This window comes from Vreelandella sp. L-15 (genome assembly GCF_056857635.1).
Genome location: NZ_JBSXNN010000027.1, coordinates 1 through 15,258 on the forward strand (window position 1 = coordinate 1; position 15,258 = coordinate 15,258).

The following is a 15,258-nucleotide window of genomic DNA, read 5'->3' on the forward strand; positions in this document are numbered from 1 at the left end:
GCGGCAGACACCCTTGCTGTTCAGCTAACGGTTCCCGCTATCAGGGTCCGTAGGGGACTTTCACCCCCAAGTCATCCTGTGAGGCACCACCCTCAGGAATAGCGCCAGTCAAGGCGCTGCGCGCCATGCCTGGCGCACAACAAAAACCCCGCCCCGCAAAGCGGTGACGGGGTTTTCCGTATCCGAGCGCCGTGCGCCCGTGAAAAAAGTGGCGATTAAGCCAGTTTTTCCTTGATACGCGCCGACTTACCGCTGCGCTCACGCAGGTAGTACAGTTTGGCTTGACGAACGTCACCACGACGCTTGACTTCGATAGAGTCAACCAGCGGGCTGTAGGTCTGGAAGGTACGCTCAACGCCAACACCGTGGGAGATTTTGCGTACGGTGAAAGCGGAGTTCAGGCCGCGGTTACGCTTACCGATGACCACACCTTCAAACGCCTGCAGACGCTCACGAGTACCTTCTTTTACTTTAACCTGAACGACGATGGTGTCGCCCGGTGCAAAAGCAGGAATCTCTTTGCTCATTTGCTCGGCTTCGATCGCCTGGATCACCTTGTTCTTGCTGCTCATCTTCATACTCCTAAATAACGTAATGGCTTGCCACGCAGTCGTGGAAGGGGCAAACCGTGATCCCGGCGCTCGAAGCGAGCTACGCGGGAGTCGTTATGGGTGACGCAGGTACGTAAGCTTACTACTGTATCCGTCCTGCACCGCCGCTCTGCCTACTCCGCTTTACCCAACGTAGCGGACAGAGCGTGTTCCTCGATAAACTCGTCTAGCAGCACTTGCTGCTCGGCGTTAAGGGTTCGCCCTGCTAACAGATCAGGACGACGCTGCCAGGTACGCCCCAGCGACTGCTTTAACCGCCAGCGCTTGATGGCTGCATGATTTCCGCTTAGCAGCACCTCAGGCACTCGGCGCCCGTCGATGACTTCAGGACGGGTATAGTGCGGGCAGTCTAACAAGCCGTCATTAAACGAGTCTTCGATAGCGGAATCCTGGTGGCCCAGCACGCCGGGTACCAGCCTTGCCGCTGCGTCGATCAGCACCATCGCGGGCAACTCGCCGCCGCTCAGCACATAGTCGCCAATCGACCACTCTTCATCGATGTCACTCTCCACCACGCGCTCATCAATGCCTTCATAGCGCCCGGCAACCACTACAAGAGGGCCTGCCGAGGCGAGCACTTGAACGCCCTGCTGATCTAACCGGCGCCCTTGGGGCGATAGGTAGATCACCGTCGGCGTGAGACCGGTTGCCTGCTCGGCACGTTGGCGAGCATCAAAGATAGCCGCCCGGAGGGTGTCTACCTTCATTAGCATACCGGGGCCGCCGCCATAGGGGCGATCGTCCACGCTGCGGTGGCGGTCGGTGGCATAATCCCGCGGATTCCAAAACTCTAGGGCAATGCGCTGTTTCTCTACCGCCCGACCGATCACGCCCTGCTGGGTAATCGCATCGAACATCTCAGGAAACAGCGATACCACACCAATCCACATCGCTGGTGCGTCTGTTTGGCTGCCTGCAGACTCCTCTGCTGCCACCGTTGCATCCGTCGCCGTAAGTTCGTTCAAAGCGTCTTGGCTCATCAAAACTCAGGGTCCCAGTCAACCACCATACGGCCGTCTTCCAGGCTGATCTCAACGATCACATCATCGGGCAGGAAGGGTAACAGCCGCTCGCGCTTATCGATTGCGTCGTTATCACCGCGTACCACCATGACATCGTTCGCGCCGGTTTCAAACAGGTAGCTGACCTGCCCTAACCGCTCGCCTGACTGAGTGAAGACAGTAAGGCCCTCAAGCTCATGCCAGTAATACTCATCGTCGGAAAGCTCGGGCAGTGACTCTTTCGGCATCAGGATATCCGCTTGCGCCAGCGCTTCGGCTGCCGTTCGGTCATCCACACCTTTTAACTGCACCACCAACCCTTTACCTTGCCGACTCCCCTGAACCACGGTCATACGCGTGAGGGTTTCCCCTTGGCGCACCCACCACTCAGGGTACTCTAGAATGCTGTCCATGGGGTTGGTATAGGAGTACACCTTCAGCCAACCTTTAATCCCGTGAGGGCTAGTTAGCTTACCAAGCACCACATGTGTGTCGTCAGTATGGCTAGTGTTAAAACGCGTCATTGACGACCACTCCAGCTACAACAGCATCTATTGCTATGACTTGCGACGGGCAACAGGCTTAGGCCTGCTTGCGCGCTTCTTTAACCAGCTCAGCAACACGACCAGACAGCTGGGCGCCTTGGCTCTGCCAGTGAGTAACGCGATCCAGATCAACACGCAGACGCTCTTCTTGACCACGGGCAACCGGATTGAAGAAGCCGATACGCTCGATGAAACGGCCATCACGGGCGTTGCGAGAATCGGTAACAGTCAGGTGATAAAAGGGACGCTTTTTGGCGCCACCACGTGCCAAACGAATGGTAACCATACGATAACTATCCTTCGGTTGAGGTTACGAGAGTGGGGCATAGCGCAAACCGCTATCAGAACACTCGTCATACTGTTTTCTTGGCGCACCACCTGCTTATATAAGCCAAGGCGACACACCATCAGGACCTTCATTGGCAAGTATTGGGGCCGTGCTAACGCACATTTTGCCAACACCCACGCATGAAGAGGCCGCATTCTACGCAAATGCGCTCGGCTTGGAAAGCCTGACAGCCAGAAAACTCACAGGCCGTCAACCTTACCAAGCGCATCAGAACGCGACGACAGGTACCATTTAGCGCCAGGGTAAGCCGCCAGGACCACCCATGCCGCCCATACCACCGGGGCCACCCGGGCCGCCGCCGCCACCCATCATGCCCGACATACCGCGCATCATTTTCTGCATGCCACCTTTCTTGCCCGCTTTCTTCATCATCTTCTGCATCTGCTTGTGCTGCTTTAGCAGGCGGTTCAAGTCAGGCACCTGCAGGCCCGCCCCCGCTGCTATGCGGCGTTTGCGCGAACCGTTAATGATGTCGGGCTTGCGGCGCTCTTTGGGCGTCATGGAGTTGATCAGCGCTTCTAGCTTGCCTAGCTCCTTCTCAGGGCCGGGGCCTTGCGCCAGTTCGGCCATTTGGCCCATGCCCGGCAGTTTGCCGAGCAGGCCGCCCATGCCGCCCATTTTCTTGAGCTGCTGAAGCTGGTCACGGAAGTCCTCAAGATCAAAGCCATCGCCCTTCTTCACCTTACTGGCAAGCTTGGCGGCCTTGTCTTTATCCACCGTGCGCTCGGCTTCTTCGATCAGCGACAGCATGTCGCCCATACCAAGAATTCGAGACGCGACCCGGTCGGGGTGGAAAGGCTCTAGCGCATCGACCTTTTCACCAACCCCCATAAACTTGATCGGCTTACCCGTGACATGACGGACAGACAGTGCAGCACCACCCCTTGCATCACCATCAGCCTTGGTCAGGATCACACCGGTCAAGGGCAGCGCTTCATTGAACGCCTTGGCGGTATTTACCGCATCCTGGCCAGTCATGGCATCGACAACAAACAGCGTTTCTTGGGGAGAAACCGCCTTATGCAGTGCCTGAATTTCCGCCATCATCGCTTCATCGATGGCAAGGCGGCCTGCAGTATCGACTAGCACTACGTCGTGGAACTGAATTTTAGCGTGCTTGATGGCCGCGTTGGCGATGTCGACCGGCTTCTGATCAGAGCGGGAGGGGAAGAAGTCGACCTGAACCTCTTTCGCCAGGGTTTCAAGCTGGTCGATGGCCGCCGGACGGTAGACGTCTGCCGAGACCACCAGCACTTTTTTCTTTTCGCGCTCGCGCAGGTAGCGGGCCAGCTTGGCGACGGAGGTGGTTTTACCCGCCCCCTGCAAACCGGCCATCAGCACGACAGCGGGAGAGCCTTTTAGGCCAAGGCCTTCATTGGCCTCGCCCATAATCGCTTCCAGCTCTTGCTGGACGATTTTGACGAACTGCTGGCCCGGCGAGAGGCTTTTCGACACCTCTTGGCCGACCGCACGCTCGCGCACCCGCTCAATAAAGGCTTTAACTACCGGTAGCGCTACGTCTGCCTCAAGCAGCGCTTTGCGTACTTCACGTAGGGTATCTTTGATATTGTCGTCGGTTAGCCGTGCTTGGCCTTTGATCGACTTCAGCGTCTGGGAAAGACGCTCGCTCAGATTCTGAAACATGGGGCCTCTGCCTCCGTCGCTGTCGCCGGGCGTATTCACCGGACGAATGTGGCCGAGATTATACGCGCTCGCGGCCTGAGTCTCCATGGGCGTCAGCGTTGGCGCTCGATGGCTGTGCGACGCCGCCTTGATTGGTTATAGTAGGCGGGCCGATCTAGATGACCGGAAAATACATTGAGGCGTCCTGACTGGGAGGTATTGCCACTCGGATACAGGCGCTGTTCTGACCCTATTCTTCTCAACAACGCGCTGCAAGGCGCATGGATAGCATCATGCAGGCGCTCCCGTTCGCCACGATCGCTTTTATACTCTATGTCGCCGCTGCCATTTGGCAGGGCATGACGCTGTTTCGCCGGGTGCCTCCCCGCCAGGGCATGGTACGTCTGCTAGGCGCGCTGGGCCTACTGTTGCATATTCCCGTGGTCGTGCAGTTGGTGGGGGAATCACCGGGGCTGCTGCCCGGCTTTACCACCAGTGCCACGTTATTGATGGCGGTGGCGGTGAATGTGGTGCTGGTGGCCAGCCTATTCAAGCCAGTGCTTAATGCGGGCATCGCGCTGTTTCCACTTGCTGGCATTGCCCTGATTGTGGCCACTTGGCTGCCTAGCCAGGGCAGCCATAGCGGCTTAACACCGGGTATTTTGCTGCATGCCGTGAGCTCTGCTCTGGCGTTTGCCGTGCTCGCCATTGCCGCCGTGCAAGCGGTGCTGGTGGGATTGCAAAACCAGGCGCTGCGTCACCACCATATTCGCGGAATCGTTCAGTCGCTGCCACCGCTGACCACCATGGAGCGGGTGCTGTTTGAACTGGTCTGGGCAGGCATTGTGCTGCTGACACTCTCAATTATCAGCGGCTTAATCTTCCTCGATAACCTGTTTGCTCAGCACTTGGTTCATAAAACTGTTCTCTCACTGGGCGCCTGGATCATTTTCACCACGCTACTGGTGGGCCGCTACCGTTTTGGCTGGCGCGGCATGCGTGCCGTGCGCTGGACCCTCGGTGGCTGTGCCCTTCTGCTGCTGGCCTACTTTGGTAGTAAATTCGTGCTGGAAATTCTGCTTAACCGCTAAGCCTGCGGGCTTAGTGGTGATCGCGTTAGTAAACGCGCGCTTGACACGCCACTGCCATGCTTCTAAAAATCGAGCTTAATACGCCATAAAGGAACTTTCGACTTGAGCGACGACTTCCCTCTGGGGTTACTGTTCGGCCTGCTAGCCTTACTCATCCTGCTGTCTGCCTTCTTCTCTAGTTCTGAAACGGGCATGATGTCGATCAACCGCTATCGACTTAGCCACCAAGCCAACAGCGGCGACCGTAGCGCCAAGCGCGTGATGCGCTTGCTCACCCGCCCTGATCGACTCATTGGCGTTATTCTGATTGGCAATAACTTCGTCAATAACTTGGCAGCCTCCATTGCCACGATTATTGCCATCCACTTTTTTGGCGATGTGTCCGGCCCGGCTATTTCCACCGCGTTGCTCACCATCACTATTCTGATTTTCGCGGAAGTTACACCCAAAACCTACGCGGCCATCAAGCCTGAGCGCATTGCTTACCCCACCTCCTACGCCCTGGAGCCGCTGCTAAAGCTACTCTACCCCTTGGTATGGCTGGTCAATGTGATGTCGAACGGTCTGCTAAGGCTGATTGGCGTGAAAAGCGTGGATAACGGCGGCGATAGCCTGACCCGTGATGAGCTGCGCACCGTGGTACATGAAGCGGGTACGCTGATTCCCTATCGCCACCGCGCCATGCTGCTGTCGATTCTGGATCTTGAGAACGTGACGGTGAACGACATCATGGTGCCCCGCCATGAAGTATTGGGCATCGACCTGGACGACTCGCTGGAAGATATTCTGACCCAGATCCGCACCAGCCAGCACACACGCCTGCCGGTCTATAAGGGCGATATCAACAACATTATTGGCATGCTGCACCTGCGCAACGCGGCGCGCTTTTTATCCCGCAGCGAAGTCACTAAAGCGGCGATTGTTCAAGAGGCACGCGAGCCCTACTTCATTCCCGAATCCACACCGCTGCATACCCAGCTGCTGAATTTTCAAAAGCAGAAGCGGCGGATCGGCATCGTGGTGGATGAGTACGGCGATGTAGAGGGGCTGGTGACACTTGAGGATATTCTCGAAGAGATCGTCGGCGAGTTCACCACCGACGTTTCCGAAGATGACGAGATTCACCAGCAGGATGATGGTAGCCATGTCATTGAAGGCACGGCTAACATTCGTGAGATCAATAAGATGCTGGGGTGGCAACTGCCGACCGACGGCCCAAAGACGTTAAACGGGTTAATTCTTGAGCACTTAGAAGCTTTCCCAGAAGGCCCAGCCTGCCTGCAGATCGGCAACACGCGGATGGAGATTCTGGAAATTCGCGATAACCTGATCACCTCAGCGCGCTGCTGGCAAAAGCTGCGCTTGCCCCGCCGCTAATCCTGCTGTCGCGACTGGCAACGGGCGATCTCGCTATCGCCCGCGGCCTTCAATGCCCTAACCCGCTGCTCCAAGAAGCGCCTTAACGCCACACCCTCGACTTCATGCACTAAAATGGGCGGACCAAAGTGCAGGCTCACTGGCGCTCTAAACCGCGAAGGCCACTTCTTTAGTGCTTTGCCGCCGTAGTGGGAGGTCCACGACCCCCAGAGCCCCGCCAAGCCTGCCGGAATTACTGGCACGTTGTCTCGGGCGAGAATGGTTTCGAGCCCACGGCGAAAGGTATGAATGTCGCCATCTGGGGTTAAGCGCCCTTCCGGAAACACCATCACGACATCGCCCTCACGCAGCGCCTTGCTCACTTCATCCAGGGTGCGCCGCAGCGCTCCCGGGCTATGGCGTTCCGATTCGACCGGAATCGCTCCGACCAGTTGAAACCACCACTTCAGCCAGCGGGATTCGAAGATGGGCTGATCCATCACAAACCGTAGCGACCTAGGGCTTCCACCGCCCAGCACCAACGCGTCCATAAAGCTAACGTGGTTACAGACGACCAACGCAGCGCCCCGTTTGGGTACGTGCCCTTGGCCATGCACCGACAGCCGGTAGCAAACGCGCATGGCCACGTAGATCACGCGGCGCAGCAAGCAGCGGGTGGTTTTGATTCCCCATGTCACGTCACCGCCTCCCGGTGTCGCAACCCGGCCAGCACGGTGCTCATGAGTTGATCCAATAGTTCATCGACTTTGAGTTGCTGCCCTTGCCAGTAGCCTAGCCGCTCGTTCAAGCCAAGCTGCACCAAGCCGTGAACGCTGCCCCACAAGGTACGGCCAAGGCAGCGTGCTTCCAGGTCATCCAGCGCAGGTTGATACTGCTTTAACGATGTCTCCACCTGGGTAAACAGGGCTTCAATCAGGTCGCTCTGGCGCTGGCCCAACTCCCCTTCCTGGGCGAGCGGGTAGTCAAACAGCAGCTGCCAGCGGTAGCAGTCTTGCTCCGCAAACCGCCAATAGGCATCCGCTAAGGCGCGCAACCACGGCTCGGGGTCGTCTTCGGCCAGGCTGGTAATGGTATGCTGCAAACGCGCGAGGGTTTCGACGTTGACATGCTGCAATAAATTATTAAAGCTGCCGTATAGTTTTAGCAGCGTACTGGGCGCACAGCCCACCTCTCTGGCCAGGGCACGTAGTGATAAACCATGGACTGGCTGCTTAGCCAACCACTCATCACAAGCGTGCATGACCTGCGCATGGAGGGCATCGGGCGCATGCTGTCTAGGACGGGCCATGGCGATCTCTTCAGGTCAACGGCAAACAGGGAAGAAGCCTCATCGCGCTTTAGCGTGAGCAAGGTATACGATAGGATACCTTACATCGAACACTGTTTTCGACACTAAAACGCGACATTTAACGTATTGCTACTCCCCCTCGCCATTTTGTACCAGCGCCGCAGGCATCGCGCATTAAGGAGATCGGCATGACGGGACGCCTACACGTACAGCGCCTATCGCTCGCCCGCCTTGCGCCAGACCTGAAGAGCACCGAGCCACTCATTGAGTCGCCCAATCTAGCCCCGCGTCAACCTGTGTCGGCCTTCCGCCTTGAGCAGGGGCGCTTAACACACACGCCACTGTTTTGGGGGCTGACGCCGCCGTGGCTCAAAGTGCTCGACCACGCCCCCCACTGCGCGCGGGCGGAAACACTGAGCAAGCGGGCCATGTTTCACGAGGCCTTTAGCGCCCGGCGCTGCGTAATTCCGGTCAGCGGCTTTTACGTCTGGAAGCCCCAGGCCCGCAGCAAACAGCCGTTTCTGGTCACCCAGGTGAATCGCGCGCCGCTGCTGCTAGGCGCGCTATGGTGCCGTTATCACACCACGTTAACTACGTTTGCCGACTCAACGGCGCTGATCAGTGTGCCCGCCAACGCTTGCTTATCGTCGCTCACCGACCGTCTACCGGTGATCATTCCACCGGAAGCGCTGACACAATGGTTAGACCCCAGCACTGATTTATCGTCGCTAACACCACTATTGATACCGGCACCGCTGGAACTGTTGGGCGCTTTTCCGGTATCAAAGCATGTTAATAACCCTGCCTACCAGTCACCCTCTTGCGCACACCCCACAGGGCCGATGCTGCGCTGGACCGTGTCACAGGAGCCGTAATGTTACGACCTACTTACGCTATTCCGCCCCGCCTCAAGGCGCGGCGTGCCGTTCTCGGCCTGACCATCAGCCTGCTCTGGATAGCCGCCCCCAGCGCATGGGCGGAAGAGAGCCCGGTGGCAGATGTGACCATCCCCAAGGTGAGCCCGTTTGATGACCGCGACTACCGCGTTTTAACGCTCGAAAACGGCCTGCAGGCGCTATTAGTGAGCGACCCGGAGGCTGATAAAGCCGCCGCCTCCATGAACGTGCGGGTCGGCAGCGCCCAGGACCCAGACGACCTGCAGGGGCTGGCGCACTTTTTGGAACATATGCTGTTCTTGGGCACCGAACCCTACCCGCAATCGGATGCCTACCAGCAATATATTTCCGACAACGCAGGCTCTCATAACGCCTTCACGGCCCAGCAGGACACCAACTACTTTTTCGATATTGAGCCTTCAGCACTGCCCGGCGCACTAGACCGCTTTAGCGAGTTTTTCCTCTCTCCGCTGTTTAATGCTGACCACTTGGAGAGCGAGCGCAATATCGTTCACTCCGAGTACATGGCGCGTATTCGCGATGAATCACGCCGCGAGAACGATGTGCTAAACCAGTTACTCAACCCTGACAATCCCACTACAGGGTTTGCGGTGGGCAGCCGAGACACGCTAGCCGACCCAGAAGGCGAGGCAACGCTGCGCGAGCGAGTGATCGACTTCTACCACCGCTACTACGATGCCAACGTGATGAACTTGGCGGTGGTAGCCCCCCAACCGCTGGACGAGCTGGAAGCCCTAGTGGTGGAGCGGTTTGCCGATATTCCCGATCATGATTTGAGCGCCCCCACCATTGATGCACCGCTGATCGACCCCGACACGCTGCCGCGCTACGTAGAGCGACAATCGCTGCAGGATCGTCGCCAACTGCGTTTCTATTTCCCGATTCCCGACCCTACCGACGAGTATCGCACCAAGCCAACTCAGCTCATCGCGCATTTACTGGGCGATGAGGGCGACGGCAGCCTACTGGCCGTGCTGCGCGAGGCAGGCTTGGCCGACGGGCTCTCAGCGGGTGTGGGCCGCGGTGATGGCAATGAAGCACTATTTACCGTCTCCATTAGCCTGACGCCCGCAGGTGCCGAACGCCTTGACGACATCGAAGCCACGCTGTTTGCCGCGATCGAGCAGATTCGCGCCGACGGGCTGGCCGAATGGCGCTATGACGAGCAAAAAAGCCTGAGCGAGCAGGCGTTTCGCTTTCAGCAGCACGGCGCTCCTCAGCAAGAGGCCACCCGCCTAGCCATGAGCCTCTCCCGCTACCCGGTCGAGGACGTGCAGTACGCCGCGTACCGGATGGACGGCATGGACAGTGAGCGCCAGCAGCGTTACTTGGACGCGCTGACTCAGGACAACATGCTACGTTTTTACTCTGCCCCGGATGTCGAAAGCGACACCATATCGCCGTGGTTTAACACCCAGTGGAAAGAGCAGCCGCCGACCGCCATCGGTCAGGCGCTGAGCGGCTTAGCCTTGCCAGAACCTAACCCCTTTATTGCCAGCGACCTCACCCTTCAGGGGGGCCAGGATGAGCAGCCTACTGCCTTGATTGAGACGCCTACGTTTACCGCTTGGCACATGCAGGACAGCCGTTTTAATACGCCCAGCGTCGAGTGGCGGGTGAGCTTGCAGCACCCCAGCGCCAGCTACTCGGCGGAAGAAGCGGTACTCACGCGCTTGCTGGCAGGCTGGCTGAACGACAGCCTTAATGAGTCGCTCTACCCCGCTTGGATCGCTGGGCAGTCATTTAGTGCTTACGCCCACGCGCGCGGTATGACGCTGTCGTTTTCCGGCTGGCGCGATGGCCAAACTCCGCTGATCGAGCAAGCCCTTGAACAGCTTCAGCAGGCGGATATCTCTACCGGTGCGTTTGAGCGGGTGCGCTATCAGTTACAGCGGGAGTGGCGCAACGCCCCTCAAGCATCGCTCACCGGCCAGGCAAGCCGCGCACTAGGTGAAGCACTACTGACGCCGCAGTGGTCCACTGCTGAACTACTGGAAGCGAGCCAGCGGCTAGAGAAGCGCCATTTGGAGAATTTCCGTCGGCGCTTCTTGGATGATTTGTACATCGACGCCATGGCGGTGGGCAACCTGAACGCCGAGCAGGCGCAGGAACAGGCTAACCTGATTCGCGGTGCGCTTACGCCACGTTTGACACGCGACGACATTCCTCCGCTGACACCGCTAGAAGTCAGTAGTGAGTCGGAAATACTGCATCCTCACAGCACTCGCGAAGAGTCGCTGGTGCTACGCTATCTGCAGGGGCGCGATACCAGCGTTGAGGAGCAGGCGCGCTTGAGCGTGCTAGCCCAGTGGCTAGACACGCCGTTCTACCAGCAGTTACGCACTGAAGAGCAACTAGGTTATATCGTCAATGCGGGCTATTCACCGATGCTGGAAGCCCCGGGCATTAGTCTGATCGTACAGTCGCCGGATGTGGATAGCAGCACCATTGCCGAGCGCATGGATGCTTTTATGGAAGCCGCAGAAGCGCGTCTTAACACACTAAGCAATGGCGAACTGGCTGCCCACCGTCAAGCGGTTCACGACCGCCTGAACCAACGGGACACTAGCCTGCCAAGCATGACCAACCGCTATTGGCAGGCCACCGCGCTCGATGAGGTGCGCTTTGACCGCCGCGAGCAGTTAGCAGCCCTTGCTTTGGACGTAAGCGTTGAGGAGCTCCAATCGCTATGGCCAGAACTTCTATCACGCCAGCTGGATATTCGCTTCAATCCCGGCGACTCGCCCAGCGACATCGCGACCTACCGTGAAGCGCGCACGCCGTTCGACGCGCGCTAACCCCACCGCCAGCTCAGGCATCAAATGCCTGGGCTGGCATCATGGCCTCAACAAACATCACCAACTCTTCGAGTATCTGGCGCTCTCGGTCTGTTAGCGTTTGCTGATTATAACGCTCGATTTCCCGGGCAAATGCTTTAAGCGTAAAACCCGATAGCGCGGGGTCGTTCATGCGCATCCAGCGAAACGCCTCCCACTGCTCTCGCTCCTCGCCCTCTAAGGTGTCAGGGTAGCTGCGGGCGCGAAAGCGAAACAGCATCTCTTCCAGGCGTGGGTCTTGAAAGGCAAAGCGCTGGCCTACCAAATCCCAAGGGTCCATGGCCAGCACTCGCTCCATCTGCTGACGGTCAGCGGCAGAGAAAAAGCTGCCGGAGTAGAGCATTAAGTCAGGGTCTTGAGGCGACTCTTCGTAGCCGCCGCTGAATACCTCAGTCACTTTTTGCCCCACACCGCTAGCCTCACGCAGGGTTTTCCAGTGCCCCCGGCAGGCGGCGATATCAATACCCAAGCGCGCCACAATCGCGCCGTACTCGCCCTTCTGCTCGCCCTCAACATCTTTCAGCACCGTGGCTGGGAAAATCACCGGGCAGCGGTTGATATGAATGACTTTGAGAGGAATGCGCGCCTCCCCTTCAGAGAGATCCTGCTGGCTGACGAACACCCGCTCACGAATCTGCTCGGCGCTGAGCGCCAGTAAATCGCCGGGGTCGACGCTTAAATCGTAAACGATCACCCCGTTGGGGTTCGTGGGGTGCTCCGCCAGCGGCATCACCAGCGCGCTGCAGCCTCGGCTGGCAGGATAGCGGCGGGAAATATGCAGCAGCGGCTTGGCACTGGGCAGGTCCAGCTGCTTGGCCACCGCGCGCTTGCCGCGCAGGCCAAGCAGGTAATCGAACAGTTTAGGGTTACGCGCTTTCAACAGCCGCGCCAGCGCGATGGTGGCGCGCACATCTGACACCGCGTCGTGGGCGCCCTCATGGGCAATGCCATTCGCAGCGGTGAGGTGCTCCAGTTTAAAGCTGGGAGCGCCATCTTCCCGCAGCGGCCACTCAATACCCTCTGGGCGCAGCGCATAGAACGCCCGCACCACGTCGATTAAATCCCATCGGGAGTTGCCGTTTTGCCACTCGCGGGCATAGGGATCAAGCAGGTTGCGATAAAACAGATGGCGGGAGACTTCATCATCAAAACGCAGGCTGTTGTAGCCTGCCACGCAGGTGCCGGGCTCGCTCATGGCGCTCTGCACCTGACGGGCGAACTCGGCTTCGGGAAGCCCACGACGCTGCGCTTTTTGAGGCGTGATGCCGGTAATCAGGCAAGCGGAGGGGTGCGGCAAATAATCATCGGCGGGCTTACAGTACAGCTCGATAGGGTCGCCGATTTCGTTGAGGTCGGCATCGGTGCGTAATGCAGCAAACTGAGCGGGCCGATCGCGACGCGGATCGGCACCAAAGGTCTCATAATCGTGCCAGAGAAAACTGGCAGGGGCGGCATTCGGTGGCGCCATGGATGCAAACTCCCTTGAGCGTGACAGCCCACCCATGCGCCGAGGCATCATTCGCTGGATGGGAACAAAAGCCCAAGCCTAGCACACCCGCGACGCTTCCCGCCGCCCCTCTAAGCGCTCCTTAACGTTTAGCTTTTAGGCAGCGTGACGTTAAGCTCAAGCACCGAACAGTTATCTTCGCTATCCAGCGAAATTTGAATGGCGTCGTCATCCACATGCACATAACGACGGATCACTTCGAGCAGTTCGCGCTCAAGCAGCGGCATGTAGTCAGGCTGACCACGTTGGCTACGCTGATGCGCCACGATGATTTGTAATCGTTCTTTGGCCACCGAGGCGGATTTCTTGCGCTCACGCTTCAAGAACTCCAACAGTTTCATCGACGACTACCCCCAAACATCCTGCTCAGTAGACTTTTACGCTGCATTTCATGGAAGCGCAGCGGCATCTCCTCACCTAGCAGGCGCGAAACGGTATCAGTGTAGGCTTGGCCCGCGTCACTTGAAGCATCGTGAGTGACCGGAACACCCTGGTTAGACGCACGCAACACCGCTTCTGATTCGGGGATCAGGCCGAGCAGATCAATTGCCAGAATCTCACGGATATCGTCCAGGGTCAGCATATCGCCTGACGTCACGCGGGCTGGGTTATAGCGGGTAATCAGCAGGTGCTCTTTCACCGGATCTAAGCTCTGCTCAGCACGCTGGGTTTTCGAGCCTAGCAGCCCCAGAATACGATCAGAGTCACGCACGGAAGAGACTTCCGGGTTAGTCACGACAATCGCCTCGTCGGCGTAGTACATAGCCAGCTGCGCGCCACGCTCAATCCCCGCGGGCGAATCGCATAAAATATAGTCAAAATCACCTTTAAGCTGTTCAAGAACTTTCTCGACGCCCTCTTGGGTTAAGGCGTCTTTATCCCGGGTTTGCGAGGCGGGGAGAATAAACAGATTTTCGACACGTTTATCACGGATCAGCGCCTGGTTTAGCCCGGCCTCTCCTTGAATCACATTGACGAGGTCGTACACCACCCGGCGTTCGCAGCCCATAATCAAATCTAGGTTGCGCAGGCCTACGTCGAAATCAATGACGACCGTCTTTTTGCCACGTAGCGCAAGCCCCGTCGAAATCGCTGCGGCGCTAGTGGTTTTACCGACCCCCCCTTTACCTGAGGTCACAACAATAATTTTGGCCAAGAGTCACTTCCTTCTTGAAGTCGTTCATTGCGAGCACGATTACGTTGCGCTACGCGCATAACGGGAACATCAATGTCATCAAAACAGCACACTGTAACGGATAGCGGCCGTGGCGTCGCTAGGCATGAAGCATTAACCGCCTCTCAGCCAAGCGGCTTACCCCAACGGCTTAATTTCCAGCTGCTCTTTTATGAAATGGACTTCTGCAGCGCGCCCTAAAAGCTGCGAGTCGATATCTTCCAGCCGCTTATAGTTACCCGCTACAGATAAAAGCTCTGCTTCCAGTTCGCGGCAGTAAATGCCCGCCTGGGTATTGCCATGAATACCCGCCAGCGCGCGCCCGCGCAGGGCACCATAAACATGAATACTGCCAGCGGCGAGCACTTCAGCACCGGCATTAACCGCACCGATTACAATCAGGTCACTACCTGCAGCGCTGACCTGCTGGCCGGAACGCACTGTCCCCCGGTAAAGCCGAGTGGTTACGGAAACGGCAGTAGCGGGTTTAATGTCATCATCTTCTGGCTCGTTCAACGGAGCGACAGTTTCCAACGCTCGTGCGCGCCCCTCTTCAACTGGCGCGAACCAGCCAAGCCCCAGCGCCCATGCCGATTGGCGAATCGGCTCAGCACCACCACGTACGGCCACGGGTAACAGCTTGTGGTCGCGGCATACGGCGCAAATCCGCTCTAACGCAAGGTGGGGCTCATCGAGTTTTTCCACGCTAAGCACAACGGGTGTATGCTGAAAGAAAGCGGGAGATTGCGACAGTTTGCCAGCAAGCTGCCGCCGGATACGCTCCGGGTCAGCGCTCGTTAACTCCATGACGGTCATCGGCAGCATGCCGCCCTTGAAGGTAAAGGCTACGTCGGCGCTGTTGGCGTTGAGGCTCATGGCCGAACTCCATGTCATGTTCAGGTAAGATAAGGGTAGCGCAATCTCGCGCTTTGCGTTGT

General features: G+C 58.0%; 15 protein-coding genes. 4 read left to right on the forward strand and 11 right to left on the reverse strand.

Features of this window, described 5'->3' with window-relative positions:
* Positions 1–215 precede the first annotated feature (215 nt).
* The 5 genes from rplS to ffh all read right to left on the reverse strand — a co-directional run bounded on the left by rplS (position 216) and on the right by ffh (position 4,150).
* The gene (gene rplS / locus AC13CY_RS02585) at positions 216–572 is read right to left on the reverse strand and encodes a 50S ribosomal protein L19 (protein WP_054640811.1); all 357 of its coding nucleotides are present in this window, start codon (positions 570–572) and stop codon (positions 216–218) included.
* A gap of 152 nt (positions 573–724) precedes the next feature.
* A complete protein-coding gene (gene trmD / locus AC13CY_RS02590; RefSeq protein WP_483052271.1) occupies positions 725–1,501 on the reverse strand; it encodes a tRNA (guanosine(37)-N1)-methyltransferase TrmD in 777 nt (258 codons plus the stop codon).
* Positions 1,502–1,590: 89 nt separating this feature from the next.
* Positions 1,591–2,136, reverse strand: a complete 546-nt coding sequence (gene rimM / locus AC13CY_RS02595; RefSeq protein ID WP_062359481.1) for a ribosome maturation factor RimM — start codon at positions 2,134–2,136, stop codon at positions 1,591–1,593.
* A 58-nt stretch (positions 2,137–2,194) separates the two neighbouring features.
* A complete protein-coding gene (gene rpsP, locus AC13CY_RS02600) occupies positions 2,195–2,443 on the reverse strand; it encodes a 30S ribosomal protein S16 (protein ID WP_009098555.1) in 249 nt (82 codons plus the stop codon).
* Positions 2,444–2,737: 294 nt separating this feature from the next.
* Positions 2,738–4,150, reverse strand: a complete 1,413-nt coding sequence (gene ffh / locus AC13CY_RS02605) for a signal recognition particle protein (RefSeq protein WP_054640812.1) — start codon at positions 4,148–4,150, stop codon at positions 2,738–2,740.
* A 272-nt stretch (positions 4,151–4,422) separates the two neighbouring features.
* Between ffh and AC13CY_RS02610 the strand changes: the two genes are divergently transcribed.
* Entirely contained in the window at positions 4,423–5,220 is a 798-nt protein-coding gene (locus tag AC13CY_RS02610) for a cytochrome C assembly family protein (protein WP_062374909.1), read from the forward strand.
* A gap of 102 nt (positions 5,221–5,322) precedes the next feature.
* On the forward strand, positions 5,323–6,597 hold the full coding sequence (locus AC13CY_RS02615) for an HlyC/CorC family transporter (RefSeq protein ID WP_054644927.1): 1,275 nt from the start codon (positions 5,323–5,325) through the stop codon (positions 6,595–6,597).
* On the opposite strand, the gene AC13CY_RS02620 is transcribed toward AC13CY_RS02615, so the two are convergent.
* Positions 6,594–7,274: a 1-acyl-sn-glycerol-3-phosphate acyltransferase gene (locus tag AC13CY_RS02620; protein ID WP_089674635.1), complete on the reverse strand. Its 681-nt coding sequence runs from the start codon at positions 7,272–7,274 to the stop codon at positions 6,594–6,596. The two genes, AC13CY_RS02615 and AC13CY_RS02620, sit on opposite strands and share 4 nt — an antisense overlap.
* A complete protein-coding gene (locus AC13CY_RS02625) occupies positions 7,271–7,885 on the reverse strand; it encodes a TetR/AcrR family transcriptional regulator (protein ID WP_044629626.1) in 615 nt (204 codons plus the stop codon). Before AC13CY_RS02625 ends, AC13CY_RS02620 begins: the two co-directional genes overlap by 4 nt.
* 188 nt (positions 7,886–8,073) lie before the next feature.
* On the opposite strand from AC13CY_RS02625, the gene AC13CY_RS02630 reads away from it, so the two are divergent.
* On the forward strand, positions 8,074–8,760 hold the full coding sequence (locus AC13CY_RS02630) for an SOS response-associated peptidase (protein ID WP_044629627.1): 687 nt from the start codon (positions 8,074–8,076) through the stop codon (positions 8,758–8,760).
* The gene (locus AC13CY_RS02635) at positions 8,760–11,600 is read left to right on the forward strand and encodes an insulinase family protein (protein WP_089674632.1); all 2,841 of its coding nucleotides are present in this window, start codon (positions 8,760–8,762) and stop codon (positions 11,598–11,600) included. The genes AC13CY_RS02630 and AC13CY_RS02635 overlap by 1 nt, the downstream gene beginning before the upstream one ends.
* Before the next feature lie 13 nt (positions 11,601–11,613).
* On the opposite strand, the gene sbcB is transcribed toward AC13CY_RS02635, so the two are convergent.
* From sbcB to minC, 4 genes are all read right to left on the reverse strand, one after another.
* Positions 11,614–13,107: an exodeoxyribonuclease I gene (gene sbcB, locus AC13CY_RS02640; RefSeq protein ID WP_483052263.1), complete on the reverse strand. Its 1,494-nt coding sequence runs from the start codon at positions 13,105–13,107 to the stop codon at positions 11,614–11,616.
* 128 nt (positions 13,108–13,235) lie between these two features.
* On the reverse strand, positions 13,236–13,487 hold the full coding sequence (gene minE / locus AC13CY_RS02645) for a cell division topological specificity factor MinE (protein ID WP_016915987.1): 252 nt from the start codon (positions 13,485–13,487) through the stop codon (positions 13,236–13,238).
* Entirely contained in the window at positions 13,484–14,302 is an 819-nt protein-coding gene (gene minD, locus AC13CY_RS02650) for a septum site-determining protein MinD (RefSeq protein ID WP_062359492.1), read from the reverse strand. Before minD ends, minE begins: the two co-directional genes overlap by 4 nt.
* A 156-nt stretch (positions 14,303–14,458) precedes the next feature.
* Complete coding sequence (gene minC / locus AC13CY_RS02655; RefSeq protein WP_054640813.1) at positions 14,459–15,196, reverse strand: septum site-determining protein MinC; 738 nt, start codon at positions 15,194–15,196, stop codon at positions 14,459–14,461.
* Between the last annotated feature and the right edge of the window lie 62 nt (positions 15,197–15,258).

Bases quoted from the DNA above. Each gene is read 5' to 3' on its own strand.
- rplS (WP_054640811.1), bottom strand. From the start codon at position 572: ATGAGCAGCAAGAACAAGGTGATCCAGGCGATCGAAGCCGAGCAAATG.
- trmD (WP_483052271.1), bottom strand. From the start codon at position 1,501: ATGTGGATTGGTGTGGTATCGCTGTTTCCTGAGATGTTCGATGCGATT.
- rimM (WP_062359481.1), bottom strand. From the start codon at position 2,136: ATGACGCGTTTTAACACTAGCCATACTGACGACACACATGTGGTGCTT.
- rpsP (WP_009098555.1), bottom strand. From the start codon at position 2,443: ATGGTTACCATTCGTTTGGCACGTGGTGGCGCCAAAAAGCGTCCCTTT.
- ffh (WP_054640812.1), bottom strand. From the start codon at position 4,150: ATGTTTCAGAATCTGAGCGAGCGTCTTTCCCAGACGCTGAAGTCGATC.
- AC13CY_RS02610 (WP_062374909.1), top strand. From the start codon at position 4,423: ATGCAGGCGCTCCCGTTCGCCACGATCGCTTTTATACTCTATGTCGCC.
- AC13CY_RS02625 (WP_044629626.1), bottom strand. From the start codon at position 7,885: ATGGCCCGTCCTAGACAGCATGCGCCCGATGCCCTCCATGCGCAGGTC.
- AC13CY_RS02630 (WP_044629627.1), top strand. From the start codon at position 8,074: ATGACGGGACGCCTACACGTACAGCGCCTATCGCTCGCCCGCCTTGCG.
- AC13CY_RS02635 (WP_089674632.1), top strand. From the start codon at position 8,760: ATGTTACGACCTACTTACGCTATTCCGCCCCGCCTCAAGGCGCGGCGT.
- sbcB (WP_483052263.1), bottom strand. From the start codon at position 13,107: ATGGCGCCACCGAATGCCGCCCCTGCCAGTTTTCTCTGGCACGATTAT.
- minE (WP_016915987.1), bottom strand. From the start codon at position 13,487: ATGAAACTGTTGGAGTTCTTGAAGCGTGAGCGCAAGAAATCCGCCTCG.
- minC (WP_054640813.1), bottom strand. From the start codon at position 15,196: ATGAGCCTCAACGCCAACAGCGCCGACGTAGCCTTTACCTTCAAGGGC.